Here is a 16,827-nt window from a genome sequence, read left to right on the forward strand (position 1 = left end):
TCGCAACGCAGCCGCTTGCAATACAGCGCATTTTGACCGCATAGGGGACGGATACAGGCAAATGCCGCGCGCTATGCGGGATTAGCTTGCCGGCAGTCTGAGACGGGGATCAAGCACAGTGACGGTAATCGATGGCAAGGCAGCGGCCGCATCCGTGGTCGAAGCGGTAACTTCAGCAGCGGCAGATCTTCAGGCACGTGGCCACCGCAAGCCGGGCCTGGCCGTGGTGATCGTCGGTGACGATCCGGCAAGCCATGCCTATGTCGGCGCAAAGAGCCGCATGGCCAAGCAATGCGGCTTCACCTCGATCCAGCATACGCTGCCGGCCGAAACCGCGCAGGCCGATCTGATGGCGCTCGTCGCAACCCTCAATGAAGATCCCGAGATTGACGGCATCCTTGTGCAATTGCCGCTGCCAAAGCCGCTCGACAGCGAGAGCGTGATCCAGTCGATCCTGCCGGAAAAGGATGTCGATGGCCTGCATATCGTCAATGCCGGCAAGCTGGCAACCGGCGACCTGAAAACCGGCCTTATCTCCTGCACGCCGGCCGGCGCGATGATCCTGGTCCGCCAGATCCACGGCACGGATCTCTCCGGCCTCAACGCGCTCGTCATCGGCCGCTCGAACCTGTTCGGCAAGCCGATGGGCCAGCTGCTGCTCAATGCCAATGCCACCGTCACCATCGGCCACTCGAAAAGCCGCGACCTGCCGGCACTTGCCCGTCAGGCGGATATCGTGGTCGCCGCCGTTGGCCGTGCGGAAATGGTCAAGGCCGACTGGCTGAAGCCGGGTGCGACCGTTATTGATGTCGGCATCAACCGCGTGGCTGCCCCTGAGAAGGGCGAGGGCAAGTTCAAGCTGGTCGGCGACGTGGCCTTCCCCGAATGCCAGCCGGTGGCCGGCGCCATCTCGCCGGTTCCCGGCGGTGTGGGTCCGATGACCATCGCCATGCTGATGGCCAATACCGTCATTGCCGCCTATCGCCGCGCTGGCGAAGACGCGCCGCGGTTCTGAACGGCGGCCGTAAGCGCCGCCGGGTCAGATATCTTGCGGCGCCGGTCCGGTCGAGGCCCGGACGACCAGTTCTGCCTTCCACAATTCGCGCTCCGGCAGCGGCGGTTGTACGCCGTTGATCATCGCGATCAACCTCTCGCCGACGCGTTTTCCCGCCGCCCGCAGTGACGAGCGTGTTGTCGTGAGCGGTATCGAAAAATTCTCCGGTTTCAGCAGTGGCAGCTCGTCGTCATGCGCGATCAAAGACATGTCGCGACCGAGCTTTAAGCCCAGTTCGTTCATCGCCCGCACGGCACCCAGCGCCAGCACCGTGCTCGCACACAGCACGGCTGTCGGCCGCTCGGGGCCAGTGAGGATCTCGCGCATGCCGCGATAGCCCTGCTCGTCGTCCATGAGACTGTGTCGCACGTGGCGCGCGTCGAGCTGGAGGCCTGTCGCGTTCAGCGCCCTTTCTGTTCCGAGCTTGCGCCGGAGGGCAAAGTCCAGCTCGCTCGGGCCGTTCAGCAGCGCGATCCGCTTGTGGCCGAGCTGGGTCAGTAGCCGCGTCGCGCTGTAGAAGGCATCCTCGTTGTCGACGTCGAGATAAGGATAGTCCTCGGGAATGCCGATCGACCGCCCGTGCACGATGAAGGGAAGGTTGAGTGACTGGGCCAGCGGAATGCGCGGATCATCCTCCCGGAGATAGGCAAGATAGTATCCGTCGACGCTGCCGCTTGCGACCAGCCAGCGGATGGCCTGTTCCTCGTCCTGCCTGTGGGTCGGCATGATGACAAAGTGGAAGTCCTGGCGAATGGCAGCCTCCGCCAATCCGCTCTGGAATTCGGCGAAATGCATGTCGGAGCTTTGCTCAGGCGCGGTCGGCATGATCAGACCGATCGAGCCCGCCTTGCCGGTTGCAAGCCGTTGGGCTGCCCTATTGGGCCGGTAACCCGTATCCTGTGCGACCTGCAGCACCCGCCGGCGCGTATCTTCGCTGACCTCGGGATAGCCGTTGAGCGCGCGGCTGATCGTCGTCTGCGACAGACCGAGCAGCGCCGAGAGTTCTTTCAGCTTCACGCTATGCCATCCTCTTCCCGAACTTTGGTGCCGAACCTCCCTTCGGCGTGTCAAAGCGCTTTGAATATGCCGCAATCGCCACCCCGAGAACAAGCGAATTCTAGAACGATAAATGAGCATCCGCATCTTGCTGGCATTCGGCCTGCTTCTATTTCGTTCAGAGTGACGAAAGCACTTGACTCGCAATCCGCGCCGATGTGATGAATTGGGAGCCAAAGCGCTTTGAAAGACGAGCGATGAACCAGCGGACGTTTGGCGGTCCGATGTGATGGGAGGTTAATCACATGAAGAAGATATTCCTGATGACCGTGGCTGCCGCAGCGCTGTTTGCCGGCTCGGCTTCGGCACAGTTCAAGTTTCAGCCGGGAGAGGATGCAAAGTTCAACTGGGCGAGCCTGGAAGCGTTCAAGGCCGCCAACAGCTCCCTGAAGGGGGAGACGCTGACGATCTTCGGACCTTGGCGTGGTGAGGACCAGGTGCTCTTCGAAAGCATCCTGGCCTATTTCAAGGATGCGACCGGCATCGATGTCCAGTATTCGTCCTCGGAAAACTACGAGCAGCAGATCGTTATCGACACGCAGGCTGGAAGCCCGCCGAATGTCGCGATTCTGCCGCAGCCGGGCCTGATCGCCGACCTCGCCTCCAAGGGCCAGGTCACGCCGCTCGGCGACGAGACCAAGGCCTGGTTGCTCGAAAACTATTCGGCCGGCCAGTCCTGGGTCGATCTCTCGACCTACAAGGGCAAGGACGGCGCGCCCGCCCTCTATGCATTCCCTTACAAGATCGACGTGAAGTCGCTCGTCTGGTACGTGCCTGAGAACTTCGAGGACGCCGGCTATGAAGTGCCGAAGACTATGGAAGAGCTGAAGGCCCTCACCGAAAAGATCGCGGCTGACGGCGGCACACCGTGGTGCATTGGTCTCGGTTCTGGGGGTGCGACCGGCTGGCCGGCAACCGACTGGGTCGAAGACATGATGCTGCGCACGCAGCCCGCCGACGTCTATGACAAGTGGGTCACCAACGAAGTGAAGTTCAACGATCCGGCCGTGGTAGCCGCGATCGAGGAATTCGGCTTCTTCGCCCGCAACGACAAGTTCGTTGATGGCGGTTCCAAGGCTGTGGCCTCCACCGACTTCCGCGACAGCCCGAAGGGTCTCTTCGGCGCACCGCCGAAGTGCTACCTGCACCACCAGGCCTCCTTCATTCCGTCCTTCTTCCCAGAAGGCACGGTTGTCGGTGAAGATGCTGATTTCTTCTATATGCCGCCCTATGCCTCCAAGGCTGATCTCGGCAATCCGGTGCTCGGCGCCGGCACGCTTGCCATGATCACCAAGGACAGCCCGGCTGCCCGCGCCTTCATCGAATTCCTGAAGACCCCGATCGCGCATGAAGTCTGGATGGCCCAGTCCGGCTTCCTCACCCCGTTCAAGGGTGCCAACAAGGAAGCCTATGGCAATGCGCCGCTGAAGAAGCAGGGCGACATCCTGCTCAACGCCACCACCTTCCGCTTCGACGGCTCTGACCTGATGCCGGGCAAGATCGGTGCTGGCGCGTTCTGGACCGGCATGGTTGACTACTCCGGCGGCAAGCCTGCCGCGGATGTTGCAGCCGACATCCAGAAGGCATGGGACGGGCTGAACTAAGCCCCTTCGCCTCAAAAAACAGGTCGGGCCGATCCAGGGAGGGACGGCCCGACAGTCGACGATAAAAAGCTCCGGATGCCGCAGGGCTACCGGAGCGATCGACGGGGAGGGACACCTTTGGAACAGTTAGTCTTTGCATTGCTGACGATCATCGTCGGCGTCGCCGTGGCGATCGGATATTTCTACGGTTCGAACCTGCTGCTCGACCGGATCTTTCCGGCCCGGATCGCGGATTCGGCGAAAGCCTCCCGCAACATGCGGATCGCGGCACTCATCCGGCCTTGGCTGTTTCTCGGTCCCGCTCTCATCTCGCTGACGATCTATCTCGTCTATCCGCTGTTTTCCTCGATCGCCTATTCGTTCATGGATCGCGGCGGGCTCAATTATGTCGGCCTCGCCAACTACCGCTGGATGCTGAACGATGCCGAATTCCGGCAGTCGATCTACAACAACATGCTGTGGCTGATCGTCGTGCCGGCCGGCGCCACCTTTTTCGGCCTGATCATCGCAGCGCTCACCGACCGCATCTGGTGGGGCAATATTGCCAAATCGCTGATCTTCATGCCGATGGCGATCTCTTTCGTCGGCGCCTCGGTCATCTGGAAATTCGTCTATGACTACCGCGATGCCGGCTCCGAGCAGATCGGCATCCTGAACGCCATCGTCATGGCATTCGGTGGCGAGCCGCAGATCTGGATCTCGCTGCCCTTCTGGAACAACTTCTTTCTGATGGTGATCCTGATCTGGATCCAGACCGGCTTTGCCATGGTGCTGCTGTCGGCCGCACTCCGCGGCATCCCGGAAGAAACCATCGAGGCGGCTGTCATCGATGGCGCCAACCCCTGGCAGATCTTCATCAAGATCAAGGTGCCGCAGATCTGGACCACGATCGCGGTCGTCTGGACCACCATCACCATTCTCGTCCTCAAGGTCTTCGACATCGTTCTCGCCATGACAAACGGCCAGTGGCAGAGCCAGGTTCTGGCGAACCTGATGTTCGACTGGATGTTCCGCGGCGGTGGCGATTTCGGCAAGGGTGCCGCTATTGCCGTCGTCATCATGCTCATGGTCGTGCCGATCATGATCTGGAACATCCGCAATGCCCGCCGGGAAATGGAAGGACACTGAGATGATCACGAGAAAATTCTCGCCGCTGACGATCGTCGTCAACCTCACCGTCCTTTTCCTGGTCACTCTCTGGACGCTGCCAACCGCCGGCCTTCTGATCTCGTCCCTGCGTGACAAGGATCAGATCGTGGCCTCCGGCTGGTGGACGGCGCTTGGCACATCGAGCCAGAACGGCATCTACCGCGCGCCGCCGCCAAGCGCTCAGGTTCAGGAAGGCGCGCTCTACGTCATCTCCGGCAATGTCTTTGAAGGGGCAGGCGGCACCGTTTCGGCCTTCGGCACGAACATCAACAGCCCGGCAGCCTTCGAGCCAGGCCAGGTGGCTGAGCGCAATGATGGCAGCAAGCTGATCCTTCAGGAGAATGGCGACTTCCGCATCGAGTCTCCGACCGCCTTTGAGGGTACGCGCGGCGACCGCATCTTCTTCACGGCCTCGGTGCCGCCACGCTTCACGCTGGAAAACTACCAGACGGTTCTGACCGCCGAAGGCCTTGGTCAGTCCTTCATAAATTCGCTGACGGTCGCCATTCCCTCGACCATCATTCCGATCCTCGTTGCAGCCTTTGCGGCCTATGCGCTCGCCTGGATGCAGTTCCCCGGCCGCGCCATCCTGCTCGCGGTCATTGTGGGCCTGCTCGTCGTTCCGCTGCAGATGTCGCTGATCCCGCTTCTGAAGATGTACAATGGCGTCGGCGCCTTCTTCGGCATGCCGGCCAAGGGCTATCTCGGCATCTGGCTTGCCCATATGGGCTTCGGCCTGCCACTCGCCATCTACCTGCTGCGCAACTATATCGCCGGCCTGCCGCGCGAGATCATGGAATCGGCGCGTGTTGATGGCGCCTCCGATTTCGAGATCTTCGTGAAGATCGTGCTGCCCTTGTCCTTCCCGGCGCTCGCCTCCTTTGCCATCTTCCAGTTCCTCTGGACCTGGAACGATCTACTCGTGGCCATGGTCTTCCTGGGCACCGGCGACAAGGAGCTGGTTCTCACCGGTCGTCTGGTCAACCTGCTCGGCTCGCGCGGCGGCAACTGGGAAATCCTGACGGCATCCGCCTTTATCACCATCATCGTCCCGCTTCTCGTCTTCTTCAGCCTGCAACGCTATCTCGTCCGGGGATTGCTCGCGGGCTCGGTGAAGGGCGGCTGAGCGGGCCGGTTCACCTCAGACACGCAATAAGGAATGACTATGAGCTCAACGATGCAATCGCCGCTTTCCGCGGACAAGGATTGGTGGCGCGGTGCGGTGATCTACCAGATCTATCCGCGCTCCTACCAGGATTCCAACGGCGACGGCATCGGCGATCTCAAGGGCATTACTGCGCGCCTCCAGCATATCGCCGATCTCGGTGCCGATGCGATCTGGATCTCGCCCTTCTTCACCTCGCCGATGAAGGACTTCGGCTACGACGTCTCAAACTATGTCGATGTCGATCCGATGTTCGGTTCGCTGGCCGATTTCGACGGCCTGATTGCCGAGGCGCACCGCCTGGGCGTTCGGATCATGATCGATCTCGTCATGTCGCATTCGTCCGACCAGCATCCCTGGTTCGTCGAAAGCCGTTCGAGCCGCGTCAATCCCAAGGCCGACTGGTACGTCTGGGCCGATTCGAAGCCGGACGGCACGCCGCCGAACAACTGGCTGTCGATCTTCGGTGGTTCCGCCTGGCAGTGGGACCCGACCCGCATGCAGTACTACCTGCACAACTTCCTGACCTCGCAGCCAGACATGAACCTGCACAATCCGGAAGTACAGGATGCCCTGCTTGCCGCAACCCGCTTCTGGCTCGACCGTGGCGTCGACGGCTTCCGCCTCGACACGATCAACTTCTACTTCCACGACAAGGAACTCAGGGACAATCCGCCGCTTGCACCGGAGCGGCGCAACGCGTCGACGGCACCCGCCGTCAACCCCTACAATTTCCAGGAACACATCTACGACAAGAACCGCCCTGAAAACATCGCCTTCCTCAAGCGCTTCCGTGCCCTTCTCGACGAATACCCGGCCATTGCCGCCGTCGGCGAAGTCGGCGACAGCCAGCGCGGTCTGGAAATTGTCGGTGAATACACCTCCGGCAACGACAAGATGCAGATGTGTTATGCCTTCGAATTCCTGGCGCCGGAGCCGCTGACGCCGGAAGTCGTGCGCAACACACAGAACGCCTTTGCAACGGCCGCCCCCGAAGGCTGGGCCTGCTGGGCCTTCTCCAATCACGACGTCGTCCGCCATATCAGCCGCTGGGGTGCCGCCGTCGTCGACCGCGAAGCCTATACGCGGATAATGGCAGCACTTCTTCTGACGCAGCGCGGGTCGGTCTGCATCTACCAGGGCGAAGAACTGGGGCTGACCGAAGCCGAGATCGCCTTTGAGGATCTGCAGGACCCCTACGGCATCCAGTTCTGGCCGGAATTCAAGGGCCGCGATGGCTGCCGCACGCCGATGGTCTGGGACGATCACGCGGCCCAGGCAGGCTTCTCGACAGCACCGAAGACCTGGCTTCCCATTCCCGTGGAGCATGTGCTGCGCTCGGTGAATACGCAAGTCGGCAAGCCGGACTCGGTCTTGGAACATTATCGTCGTTTCCTGACCTTCCGTCGTCAGCATCCGGCCTTTGCCAAGGGCGATATTGAATTCCATCAGGCAGACGAGGGGACGCTGGTCTACACCCGCGCGCTCGGCAATGAGCGGCTTCTCTGCGTCTTCAATATGTCGCCGGAGCCCGCGTCCATTGCCCTGCCCGAAGGTCAGTGGGGCGGCCTCGAAGGCCATGGTTTCGTCAGTGACATCAAGAACAATAATGTGGAGTTGCCGGCCTGGGGCGCCTATTTCGCGCGCCACGCCTGACAGGGGAGGAAGAACATGACGAGTGTGGTTCTCAAGGATATTCGCAAGGCCTATGGTCAGGTGAAGGTCATCCATGGGGTCGATCTGGAGATCAAGAAGGGCGAGTTCGTGGTCTTCGTCGGCCCCTCGGGCTGCGGCAAGTCCACGCTCCTGCGCATGATCGCCGGCCTGGAGGAGATTTCCGGCGGCGAACTGTGGATCGATGGCCAACTCGTCAACGACGTGCCGCCCTCGCGGCGCGGCATTGCCATGGTGTTCCAGTCCTATGCGCTCTATCCGCATATGACGGTCTACGACAACATGGCCTTCGGCATGCGCATTGCCGGCGAGAGCAAGGAAGAGATTGATCGCCGCGTCCGTTCGGCAGCGGCGATCCTGCAGCTCGATCCCTATCTCGATCGCCTGCCAAAGGCGCTTTCCGGTGGCCAGCGTCAGCGCGTTGCCATCGGGCGCGCCATTTGCCGTGACCCCAAGGTCTTCCTGTTCGACGAGCCCTTGTCGAACCTTGACGCCGCATTGCGCGTGGCAACCCGCATCGAGATTGCCAAGCTCAACGAAACGATGCCGGACACGACGATGATCTACGTCACTCACGACCAGGTCGAAGCGATGACGCTCGCAGACCGGATCGTGGTGCTTTCTGCCGGTCGTATCGAGCAGGTCGGTCCGCCGCTGGAACTCTATGAGCGTCCGGCCAACCTCTTCGTCGCCCAGTTCATCGGCTCACCAGCCATGAACATCATGCCCGCGACGATCACCGCGACCGGTGCTGCGACAACCATCAAGCTTCGGGACGGATCCGAGGTCTCGGTTGATCTCGCCACTGCAGCCACCGAGCAGGGCAAAGCGGCAAGCTTTGGGGTCCGCCCGGAAGACCTGGCCATCGCCACCGGCCCGGATTTCCTCTTCGAGGGAACCGTCACCATCGTCGAGGCGCTGGGCGAGGTGACCATGCTCTATGTCAACGGACCCTCGGTGGAAGACGAGCCTGTTGTGGTCAAGCTTCCCGGCATTGTCGCGGTCAAGAAGGGCGAGACGCTGCGGTTTGCGGCAGACCGCACCAAGCTTCACCTCTTCGATGCTGACGGCAAAACATACCGTCGCTAAGACGGCGCTATTAAGCCCCTGTTATCCCTAGGATCACAGGGGTCTCTATTCGGCACTTTCCGGCAAGGAATGGCCCCGTGTGCAATACCGACTGTTAAGTTGTGCCTGATAGCTTTTTGCCCATAAGAAATGACAAAAAGACAAGGGTAGACAGCATGGGCACGGCAGGCGGCTCCCATTTCCTCAAGAAGGAAGAGTCCTTCATGTATGATCGGGAAAACCGGTTCCGCATGGAAGACACGATGAATGCCGGTCGGTTGGAATACACCGAAAACGGCATGACGCATATTGCAGCCCGCCGCTGCGACGTGATCCGCATCTCCCAGAGCGGCGCGGTCGTCGCCCTGCTCACGCAGGTCAATCTCCCCAAGCAGTTTTATCTCGACATCCCCGATGCGCGCATCACGAAGATCGGCGCGGTGTTGATGAAGACTTTCGCGAACAACACGGCAGAAGTCCGTTTCCTGCGCCTTCTGACCCAGAAGGAACTCGACCGGATCTTTATCTTCTCGACCCATCCAGCCCACAAGGACCGCGTGCTCGACGTGCGCAGTTGGTAGTCACCTTTCTCGATCAATGAAGTCAGGGCCGGTGCGGCAATGCTGCACCGGCCCTCAATATTTCTGACTGGACTTCCATCTCTGGAGCTTCGATCTTCGAGAAAATCATCGGAGAAGAGCCATGTCGCAGGAAAAGGTAGCCATCGTCACAGCAGGCGGAAGCGGAATGGGGGCGGCAGCCGCGCGGCGTCTCGCAGCAGATTGCTTCAAGGTCGCCATCCTGTCCTCCTCCGGCAAGGGTGAGGCGCTCGCCGCAGAACTGGGTGGTTACGGAGTCACGGGCTCAAACCGCTCGAGCGATGATCTTTCGCGCCTTGTTGATGGAACGCTCGAACGGTTCGGCCGCATTGATGTGCTGGTCAACAGCGCAGGTCACGGCCCCCGCGCCTCCATTCTCGATATTTCCGACGAGCAATGGGTGACCGGTATGGACGTTTATCTGCTCAACGTCATCCGGCCGACACGTCTCGTGGTGCCGGTCATGCAGGAGCAGAAGTCGGGTACGATTATCAATATCTCCACGGCCTGGGCCTTTGAGCCAAGCGCAATGTTTCCGACATCGGCGGTCTTCCGCGCCGGCCTCGCATCCTTCACCAAGATCTTTGCCGATACGTATGCGGCGCAAAACATCCGGATGAACAATGTCCTGCCGGGCTGGATCGACAGCCTGCCGGTGACTGAGGAGCGCCGGGATTCCGTTCCGATGCAGCGCTATGGCACCAGCGAGGAGGTTGCCGCCACCATCGCATTTCTCGCATCCGATGGCGCCGGTTACATCACTGGCCAGAACATCAAGGTTGATGGCGGGCTGACACGCCACGTCTGATCTGCGCGGACAGAAAGGCCTTCCGGCCGCCCGCTGTACTTGCTCCCCCTGGAATGGGGGGAGAACGCCGGAATGTGACGAAAGTGTTCGCGCCGTAAACCTGTTGGTTACCAAACTTCTTCATTCTTGGGTCAGATACGCGGCCAACCGTTGGCCGTGTTGTCTCAGTATCGCCTGCATCCGCTGATAGGTGCCGGCTTCAAGAGTTTCGGTAAGCGAGTTTTTGAGTATGGCGTCCTCGACCAAAAAGGTCCCCGGCAGGAACCCATCCGCCGTTGTGAAGACGAAGTCGCGCAAGCCTGCGCGCGGCTCGAATCTCCCGACGATTCTCGGCGTCAGCTCGGCGCTGTTCTTCTGGGGGATAGCCTCTTTTGCCATGCTGAAGGGCCTCTCGCCCGATCAGATGGCGCCGTCCGCCTCCGCTGGCTATCCGCTGCCGCGACCGGAACTGGCGATCGCCCAGCCGCTGAAATCGACACCGGATCGCATCCAGATGCGCGATCATGCGGCCTTGTCCCAGATCCATCAGCGCTTTGCCGCAGCCATTGCGGAATCGGATCGCATCAGCCTGCTGATGTTGCCAGCCGCCATGCAGCTGGTTGCCGTCGACAAGTCCGACCGGCTGTTGTTTGCCCGCGTGGAAAGCATCGCGACCGCAGAGGCAATGAATGTGCTGCGCGAAGTCCTGGCGAAAGCGGCGGCTGAACGGCAGCAGCAGGCGGCCGCAGTCCGACAATCGGCGGATCACGCCGAAGCAGATGTAAAGCCGCCGGTCGATCCGGTCACGACAGCATCGATCCCGACGACTGCGCCCGCCGTCGAAATGGCGTCTGTTTCGCCGACAGTACCAGCACTTGGTTATGCAGCTACGGCTCCGGCAACGACCGTCATGGCGGAAGCCCAGGCCGACAATCAGCCTTTTGCAGAACTCCTGACCGAAGATGCAGCTTCCGATCATGACGCCTTGCCGGATGATGGCCCGCTGCCGTCCATCCGTCCGCGTGTTGCGGCAATCCCCGACCCGGAGCCATCCGTTGCTGAATCGGTTGCCAAGGCCGCGCCGCAGAAGCCGGCCAAGGTTGAGACCAAGCCGGAGCGCAAGGCCCTCTTCAATATGCTGGCCTATGCCAAGCCGGACAATCCGGTCACGACGGATGATGGTGCCGGCGGCATTTTCAATCGCAAGGACAAGCTGCCAGGTCCAGGAAGCCGGATCGCCGTCTACGTCATCGAGGACGGTGTCGTGCACATGCCGAATGGCGAAAAGCTGCAGGCTCATTCCGGCCGCGGGAACATGCGGGATAATCCGAAATTCGTCCATGTGAAGAATTTTGGCCCAACGCCGCCGAACGTCTACAGCCTGCGCATGCGCGAAAGCCGCTTCCACGGTGTCGAAGCCATCCGCATGACACCGGTCGGCTCCGCCAAGATGTACAATCGGGACGGTTTCCTCACGCATACCTATCTGCTGCGCCGCCGCGGAGATTCTTCCGGCTGTGTGGTCTTCGACAACTATCCCCGCTTCCTCAACGCCTTCAAGCGGGGCGACGTGAAGACCCTGATCGTGGTGCCGTCGATGCGCCACCTGCCCACCTATCTGGCGATGCTCTAAAGCTCACAGGTTAAGTCGAAGGCTTTTGCAAAACCCTCTCTGCGGCTGATGCCGGGAGAGGGTTTTTTCTTGTTGGAACTGCGCGAGAAACATCCACGACACGCAGCCCCGCGATCGTGGCTGCCGGGTTGATGATGCAGCGAGGCTGAATCTGTCGGTTGCTGTATCCTCGGGAAGGGAGAGTAGGGATCGTCGGGTGGAGTGCAGGCGCAGTCGAACTGGGAGGAAAAGGGGAGAGATTGGCGGCAGTGTGCACCATCCCACATCACAAAAAGGCCGGCTCAGAAGAGCCGGCCCCTGGGTGCTGTTCTGCTGCGTCTGATCAGAACTCTTGCCAGTCGTCCTGCTTGAGCGCTGCATTTCCTTGCGCAGCCGGAGCAGGGCGGGTGGCCTGACGGGTGGGAGTAGGGGCAGGCGCAGATCGCGGCGCAGTCGTGCTTGTCGAGGGTGTTGGTCGGGTGGCGAACTGGTCCGTATGGTGACGGCTGAGTTTGAACCGGCTGATCAGCTCGCGCAACCGAAGCGTTTCCTGCGCCAGAGAGGCACTGGCGGCATTCGATTCCTCGACCATGGCTGCATTCTGCTGAGTCACCTGGTCCATCTGGTTGACGGCAGAGTTGACTTCCGAGAGGCCGGTCGATTGCTCGCGGGCCGAGCTTGCGATCGACTGCATGTGGTCATTCACCGCGACAATGTTGTCCTGGATCGTCTTCAGAGCCACGCCTGTTTCGCTCACCAGCTTGACGCCCTTGTCGACTTCGTTCGAGGAGTTGCGGATGAGCTCCTTGATCTCCTTTGCCGCCTGCGCGGAGCGCTGGGCAAGCTCGCGGACTTCCTGCGCAACAACGGCAAAGCCCTTGCCTGCTTCGCCCGCACGCGCAGCTTCGACGCCGGCATTAAGGGCGAGAAGGTTGGTCTGGAAGGCGATCTCGTCGATGACCCCGATGATGTTGGAGATCTGGTTCGACGACTGCTCGATCCGCGCCATCGCCCCGACAGCTTCGGCAACGATCTCGCCTGAGCGCGTGGCGCTGCTATTGGCGGTCTCGCTCGAATGCCGGGCTTCCTCGGCACGCTTGGAGGCATTGCTGACATTGACGGTGATCTGATCTAGCGCAGCGGCCGTCTCTTCGAGAGCTGCGGCCTGCTGTTCGGTGCGCTTCGAGAGATCATTGGTGCTGTGGCTGATTTCCCGGCTTCCGCCATCGATGTGTTCTGTCGAACTCGATACGGCTGCCAGCGTCGAGGCAAGCTGTGAAACTGCCTCGTTGAGGTTTTTGCGCAGGGACTCGAAGTCGGGTGCGAACGGCTTGTCGAGAGTGAAGCTGAGATCACCATCTGCCATTTTCGTCAGGGCGTCGCCGATCGTCGCGACGGCATTTACACGTTCCGTGACATCATTGGCGAACTTGACCACCTTGATGACGCGCCCTTTGTCGTCAACGATGGGGTTGTAGGATGCGTTGAGGTCGAGCTTCCTGCCACCCTTGCCGAAACGGACGACGTCGCCAATGCGCGGTTTGTTGGCGCGCAGATCCGTCCAGATTTGCTCGAAGTACTTATCACCATCCGGACCGGGCGCAAGGAACATGCGATGCGATTTCCCCTTGATCTCGGAGAGGGTGTAGCCGGTCGCGGACAGAAAATTCTCATTCGCCGTCACCACGACACCGTCCGGGGTGAATTCGATCACGGCCTGTGCGCGACTGATGGCTTCCAGCTGCGCCTTGTAGTCCATGTTCTGAAGACGCTCGGAGGCGTTTGCCCATTCCACGACAAAGCCGGTGGTTTTCGTACCCTCCAGCAAGGGCGTCACGATCAGATCAAAAGCCCGATGGCCCACCCAGATCGTTGCCTTGTGCTGATTCTGAAGCGTACTCAGCATATTGCGTTGATGGCTCGGGTTCTTATGGAAGATGTCGATATTGCTGCCGATCAACTTGTTGAAGTCGAAACGTGGCAGCTCCTTTTTCAGATCGCTCTCCGCCTCGCGAAGGAGGTCCTTCACCGCTGAATTCATGTACCGAATGTTGAGGTCTGGGTCGGCGATCATGATATTGGCGGTGATCACCTCAAGAGAGGCAAGTTGCGGACGGGTCGTTGAAGAAAAGCCGAACATGTGCACCTGGTCCTTTGCCAGAGGTCATTGGGTAATATGCGTCGCTTGCGGCGAGTGTCGACAAGGCTGAGAAAACCACTCTCTGACAGATAGTTTGTATACCTGCTTGTTTTTACGAGTTTTTCTCTGTGAGCAATCTACAAAATTAGCAGTATCGAAAGTGTTAAGGATGCTGAGATGCACGCATGACTTGCTCTAAAGTCTTGATCCTGCACACAAAGAAAGGGCCGCGAAGATTTCGCGGCCCCTGTCTATTTTCGCTGGATTTGACGTTTGTTCAGAATAGAACGCTTGCGCCTTGATCGGCCGGTCCCGCGATCCTTCTGAAGCTGGCGAACAACTCGCGTCCCATCCCAAACTCGTTATCGTCGAGGTTGGTGGTTGCCGGCGTGCGCGCCTCAAATTCTGCGGCATCGACCAGAACCTCGAGCGTGCCGGCCACGGCATCAAGCCGAATGATGTCGCCATCCTGGATCCGGGCAATCGGGCCGCCACTGACGGCTTCGGGCGTGACGTGGATGGCAGCCGGTACCTTGCCTGATGCACCGGACATGCGCCCGTCGGTCACGAGAGCCACCTTGAAACCGCGGTCCTGGAGCACGCCAAGCGGCGGCGTCAGGCGGTGCAGTTCGGGCATGCCGTTGGCGCGCGGGCCCTGGAAACGGACAACCGCGATGAAGTCGCGCTCCAGCTTGCCGGCCTTGAAGGCATCCTGAAGGGATTGCTGGTCGTGAAAGACGATGGCAGGCGCCTCGATGACATGGCGTTCCGGTTTGACGGCGGAAATCTTGATCACTGATTTCCCGAGATTGCCGGCAAGCATCTTCAGGCCGCCATTCGATTGGAACGGCTTGTCGATCGTGGTCAGCACCTTGGGATCGGCGCTTTCTTCCGATGAAGGCTGGCGGGAAACCGTGCCGTCCTCGGCAAGCTTCGGATCGATCGTGTAGGCGGCAAGCCCCTGACCGTAGACAGTGCGGACATCGTCGTGGACGTATCCGGCCTTGAGCAGCTGCTTGATCAGGAAGCCCATGCCGCCAGCGGCATGGAAATGGTTCACGTCGGCAAGCCCGTTCGGATAGACGCGGGCAAGCAGCGGCACGATGTCGGAGAGATCCGAGATATCCTGCCAGGTCAGCTGAATGCCGCCGGCGCGCGCCATGGCAATCAGGTGCAGTGTGTGATTGGTCGAGCCGCCGGTGGCGTGCAGGCCGACCACGCCGTTGACGATCGAGCGTTCGTCGATCATTTCGCCGGCAGGCGTGAATTCATTGCCAAGCGCTGTGATCGCAAGTGCCCGCTTCGCCGCTTCCTTGGTCAGCGCATCGCGCAGCGGCGTACCGGGGTTGATGAAGGAGGCGCCGGGCAGGTGGAAGCCCATGATCTCCATCAGCATCTGGTTGGAATTGGCAGTACCATAGAAGGTGCAGGTGCCGGGGCCATGATAGGACTTCGATTCCGCTTCCAGGAGTTCGGCGCGGCCAACCTTGCCCTCCGCATAGAGTTGGCGGATGCGTGACTTCTCGTCATTGGGAAGACCGGTGGTCATCGGACCTGCCGGGATGAAGACGGCGGGCAGGTGGCCAAAGGTCAGCGCCGCAATCATCAGGCCGGGCACGATCTTGTCGCAAACGCCGAGATAGACGGAGCTGTCGAACATGTTGTGCGACAGGCCAATGGCCGCCGACATCGCAATGGCATCGCGGGAGAAGAGCGAAAGCTCCATGCCCGGCTGACCCTGGGTCACGCCATCGCACATAGCCGGCACGCCGCCGGCAACCTGTGCAACACCACCGGCCTCGGACGCTGCCTGACGAATGAGCGCCGGATAGGTCTCGAAGGGCTGGTGGGCGGAGAGCATGTCATTGTAGGCCGTGATGATGCCAAGGTTCGGCACAACGTCGCCGGCCAGCGCATCCTTGTCCTTGGGGGAACAGACGGCAAAGCCGTGCGCAAGGTTGCCGCAGGAGAGCGTCGAGCGATGGACGCCCTTCGAAATCGCCCGGCGCGTGCGGTCGAGATAGGCCTCGCGGGTTGGCTTGGATCGTTCGACGATCCGCTTGGTAATGGCTTCGATACGGCTGTCTGCACTCATCGGATTCGCTCCTGATCTGGCGCGGGCGGGTGAGCGCATCCGCGCGGGGCCTGAAGGGCCCGAAAACTCGTCATGGACGCAAAGACCCCCTGGCTTACCCCCAGTGGGCCGGGCACCGTTCAGGGTGCCCAGTAGATGTCGGGTTGCGTCCGCGCCCGTTCAAGCACGGCCCGGATCGGCATTTCGGCTTCATCGGAGCCCGAAAGCGCCTTATCCAGCACCGCCTTCTTTTCCGCACCCTCGATATGCACCACCAAAAGACCGGCATCGTGGAGAGCCGAGAAGGACAGGGTCAGGCGAGCCTCGCCGGCACCTGGTGCTTCCATCGTCATGACGCGCCGTGGCTGGCCAAGATCGAGTGCGGCGGCAAGGTTGTCACCGCCGGGAAAGAAGGATGCGGTATGCCCGTCTGTCCCCATGCCGAGGATGGCCACATCGAATGCTGCCTGCATGCCCGGCACGACGCCGGTTGCGGCCTTCGCTGCCTCCTCGATCGTCGCTTCCGGCTGGTAGAGCGGAACAAACACCGCTTTAGCGGCTGCGTTCTTGATAAGATGCGTCTTGACCAGCAGGTGGTTCGAGCGCGGATTGTCTTCCGGCACGAAACGCTCATCGACCAACGTGATCTTCACTTTGTCCCAGTCGAGGTCACGTGTCGAGAGAGCCTCGAAAAACGCCTTCGGTGTGGAACCGCCGGAGACGGCAAGCGTCGCTTCGCCGGTGGCGGCAATGGCGCCGGAAAGGGCTGCTGCGACGCGGTCGGCAAGACCTTCCGCCAGTGCCGCACCGTTCTCGAAGCTGTTCATCTGATGTGCCATGGTGTT

14 protein-coding genes are annotated in these 16,827 nt (G+C 60.8%); 9 read left to right on the forward strand and 5 right to left on the reverse strand.

What is annotated here, in order from left to right; translation table 11 throughout:
* The first annotated feature begins 118 nt into the window (after positions 1-118).
* A complete protein-coding gene (folD, locus tag ACSV9I_RS05175) occupies positions 119-1,015 on the forward strand; it encodes a bifunctional methylenetetrahydrofolate dehydrogenase/methenyltetrahydrofolate cyclohydrolase FolD (protein ID WP_438327751.1) in 897 nt (298 codons plus the stop codon).
* A gap of 24 nt (positions 1,016-1,039) precedes the next feature.
* On the opposite strand, the gene ACSV9I_RS05180 is transcribed toward folD, so the two are convergent.
* Positions 1,040-2,071 carry a LacI family DNA-binding transcriptional regulator gene (locus ACSV9I_RS05180; protein WP_438327752.1) on the reverse strand — a complete coding sequence of 344 codons (1,032 nt, stop codon included), beginning with the start codon at positions 2,069-2,071 and terminating at the stop codon, positions 1,040-1,042.
* Positions 2,072-2,355: 284 nt separating this feature from the next.
* Here ACSV9I_RS05180 and ACSV9I_RS05185 point away from each other — a divergent pair, with 284 nt between their 5' ends.
* The 7 genes from ACSV9I_RS05185 (at position 2,356) to ACSV9I_RS05215 (ending at position 10,177) form a co-directional block, all read left to right on the forward strand.
* The gene (locus ACSV9I_RS05185; RefSeq protein WP_054160046.1) at positions 2,356-3,714 is read left to right on the forward strand and encodes an ABC transporter substrate-binding protein; all 1,359 of its coding nucleotides are present in this window, start codon (positions 2,356-2,358) and stop codon (positions 3,712-3,714) included.
* A 117-nt stretch (positions 3,715-3,831) separates the two neighbouring features.
* Entirely contained in the window at positions 3,832-4,842 is a 1,011-nt protein-coding gene (locus ACSV9I_RS05190; RefSeq protein ID WP_054160047.1) for a carbohydrate ABC transporter permease, read from the forward strand.
* A gap of 1 nt (position 4,843) precedes the next feature.
* Positions 4,844-5,989, forward strand: a complete 1,146-nt coding sequence (locus ACSV9I_RS05195; protein WP_438327753.1) for a carbohydrate ABC transporter permease — start codon at positions 4,844-4,846, stop codon at positions 5,987-5,989.
* Between the two features lie 39 nt (positions 5,990-6,028).
* Positions 6,029-7,684, forward strand: coding sequence for an alpha-glucosidase family protein (locus ACSV9I_RS05200; RefSeq protein WP_438327754.1), 1,656 nt, complete (start codon positions 6,029-6,031; stop codon positions 7,682-7,684).
* Between the two features lie 15 nt (positions 7,685-7,699).
* Positions 7,700-8,791, forward strand: coding sequence for an ABC transporter ATP-binding protein (locus tag ACSV9I_RS05205; RefSeq protein ID WP_438327755.1), 1,092 nt, complete (start codon positions 7,700-7,702; stop codon positions 8,789-8,791).
* A gap of 155 nt (positions 8,792-8,946) precedes the next feature.
* Complete coding sequence (locus ACSV9I_RS05210; protein WP_054160051.1) at positions 8,947-9,351, forward strand: hypothetical protein; 405 nt, start codon at positions 8,947-8,949, stop codon at positions 9,349-9,351.
* A 121-nt stretch (positions 9,352-9,472) separates the two neighbouring features.
* Positions 9,473-10,177 (forward strand): SDR family oxidoreductase, encoded by a 705-nt coding sequence (locus ACSV9I_RS05215; RefSeq protein WP_438327756.1) that lies wholly within the window; start codon positions 9,473-9,475, stop codon positions 10,175-10,177.
* Positions 10,178-10,297: 120 nt separating this feature from the next.
* Here the strand turns inward: ACSV9I_RS05215 and ACSV9I_RS05220 are convergent, their stop codons facing one another.
* A complete protein-coding gene (locus tag ACSV9I_RS05220; RefSeq protein WP_438327757.1) occupies positions 10,298-10,555 on the reverse strand; it encodes a hypothetical protein in 258 nt (85 codons plus the stop codon).
* Here ACSV9I_RS05220 and ACSV9I_RS05225 point away from each other — a divergent pair.
* Entirely contained in the window at positions 10,554-11,789 is a 1,236-nt protein-coding gene (locus tag ACSV9I_RS05225) for a tlde1 domain-containing protein (RefSeq protein WP_438327758.1), read from the forward strand. The two genes, ACSV9I_RS05220 and ACSV9I_RS05225, sit on opposite strands and share 2 nt — an antisense overlap.
* A gap of 322 nt (positions 11,790-12,111) precedes the next feature.
* Here ACSV9I_RS05225 and ACSV9I_RS05230 read toward each other — a convergent pair whose 3' ends face one another.
* From ACSV9I_RS05230 to pgl, 3 genes are all read right to left on the reverse strand, one after another.
* Complete coding sequence (locus tag ACSV9I_RS05230) at positions 12,112-13,908, reverse strand: methyl-accepting chemotaxis protein (RefSeq protein ID WP_438327759.1); 1,797 nt, start codon at positions 13,906-13,908, stop codon at positions 12,112-12,114.
* A 277-nt stretch (positions 13,909-14,185) separates the two neighbouring features.
* The gene (gene edd / locus ACSV9I_RS05235; RefSeq protein ID WP_054160055.1) at positions 14,186-16,003 is read right to left on the reverse strand and encodes a phosphogluconate dehydratase; all 1,818 of its coding nucleotides are present in this window, start codon (positions 16,001-16,003) and stop codon (positions 14,186-14,188) included.
* A 119-nt stretch (positions 16,004-16,122) separates the two neighbouring features.
* Positions 16,123-16,821: a 6-phosphogluconolactonase gene (pgl, locus tag ACSV9I_RS05240; RefSeq protein WP_438327760.1), complete on the reverse strand. Its 699-nt coding sequence runs from the start codon at positions 16,819-16,821 to the stop codon at positions 16,123-16,125.
* Between the last annotated feature and the right edge of the window lie 6 nt (positions 16,822-16,827).

Source organism: Rhizobium sp. G187, assembly GCF_051549525.1.
Taxonomy (GTDB): domain Bacteria; phylum Pseudomonadota; class Alphaproteobacteria; order Rhizobiales; family Rhizobiaceae; genus Allorhizobium.

What these genes read in the sequence shown, in the direction of transcription:
- ACSV9I_RS05185 (WP_054160046.1), top strand. Translation starts at nt 2,356, where the DNA reads ATGAAGAAGATATTCCTGATGACCGTGGCTGCCGCAGCGCTGTTTGCC.
- ACSV9I_RS05195 (WP_438327753.1), top strand. Translation starts at nt 4,844, where the DNA reads ATGATCACGAGAAAATTCTCGCCGCTGACGATCGTCGTCAACCTCACC.
- ACSV9I_RS05200 (WP_438327754.1), top strand. Translation starts at nt 6,029, where the DNA reads ATGAGCTCAACGATGCAATCGCCGCTTTCCGCGGACAAGGATTGGTGG.
- ACSV9I_RS05205 (WP_438327755.1), top strand. Translation starts at nt 7,700, where the DNA reads ATGACGAGTGTGGTTCTCAAGGATATTCGCAAGGCCTATGGTCAGGTG.
- ACSV9I_RS05210 (WP_054160051.1), top strand. Translation starts at nt 8,947, where the DNA reads ATGGGCACGGCAGGCGGCTCCCATTTCCTCAAGAAGGAAGAGTCCTTC.
- ACSV9I_RS05215 (WP_438327756.1), top strand. Translation starts at nt 9,473, where the DNA reads ATGTCGCAGGAAAAGGTAGCCATCGTCACAGCAGGCGGAAGCGGAATG.
- ACSV9I_RS05225 (WP_438327758.1), top strand. Translation starts at nt 10,554, where the DNA reads ATGCTGAAGGGCCTCTCGCCCGATCAGATGGCGCCGTCCGCCTCCGCT.
- ACSV9I_RS05220 (WP_438327757.1), bottom strand. Translation starts at nt 10,555, where the DNA reads ATGGCAAAAGAGGCTATCCCCCAGAAGAACAGCGCCGAGCTGACGCCG.
- ACSV9I_RS05230 (WP_438327759.1), bottom strand. Translation starts at nt 13,908, where the DNA reads ATGTTCGGCTTTTCTTCAACGACCCGTCCGCAACTTGCCTCTCTTGAG.
- edd (WP_054160055.1), bottom strand. Translation starts at nt 16,003, where the DNA reads ATGAGTGCAGACAGCCGTATCGAAGCCATTACCAAGCGGATCGTCGAA.
- pgl (WP_438327760.1), bottom strand. Translation starts at nt 16,821, where the DNA reads ATGGCACATCAGATGAACAGCTTCGAGAACGGTGCGGCACTGGCGGAA.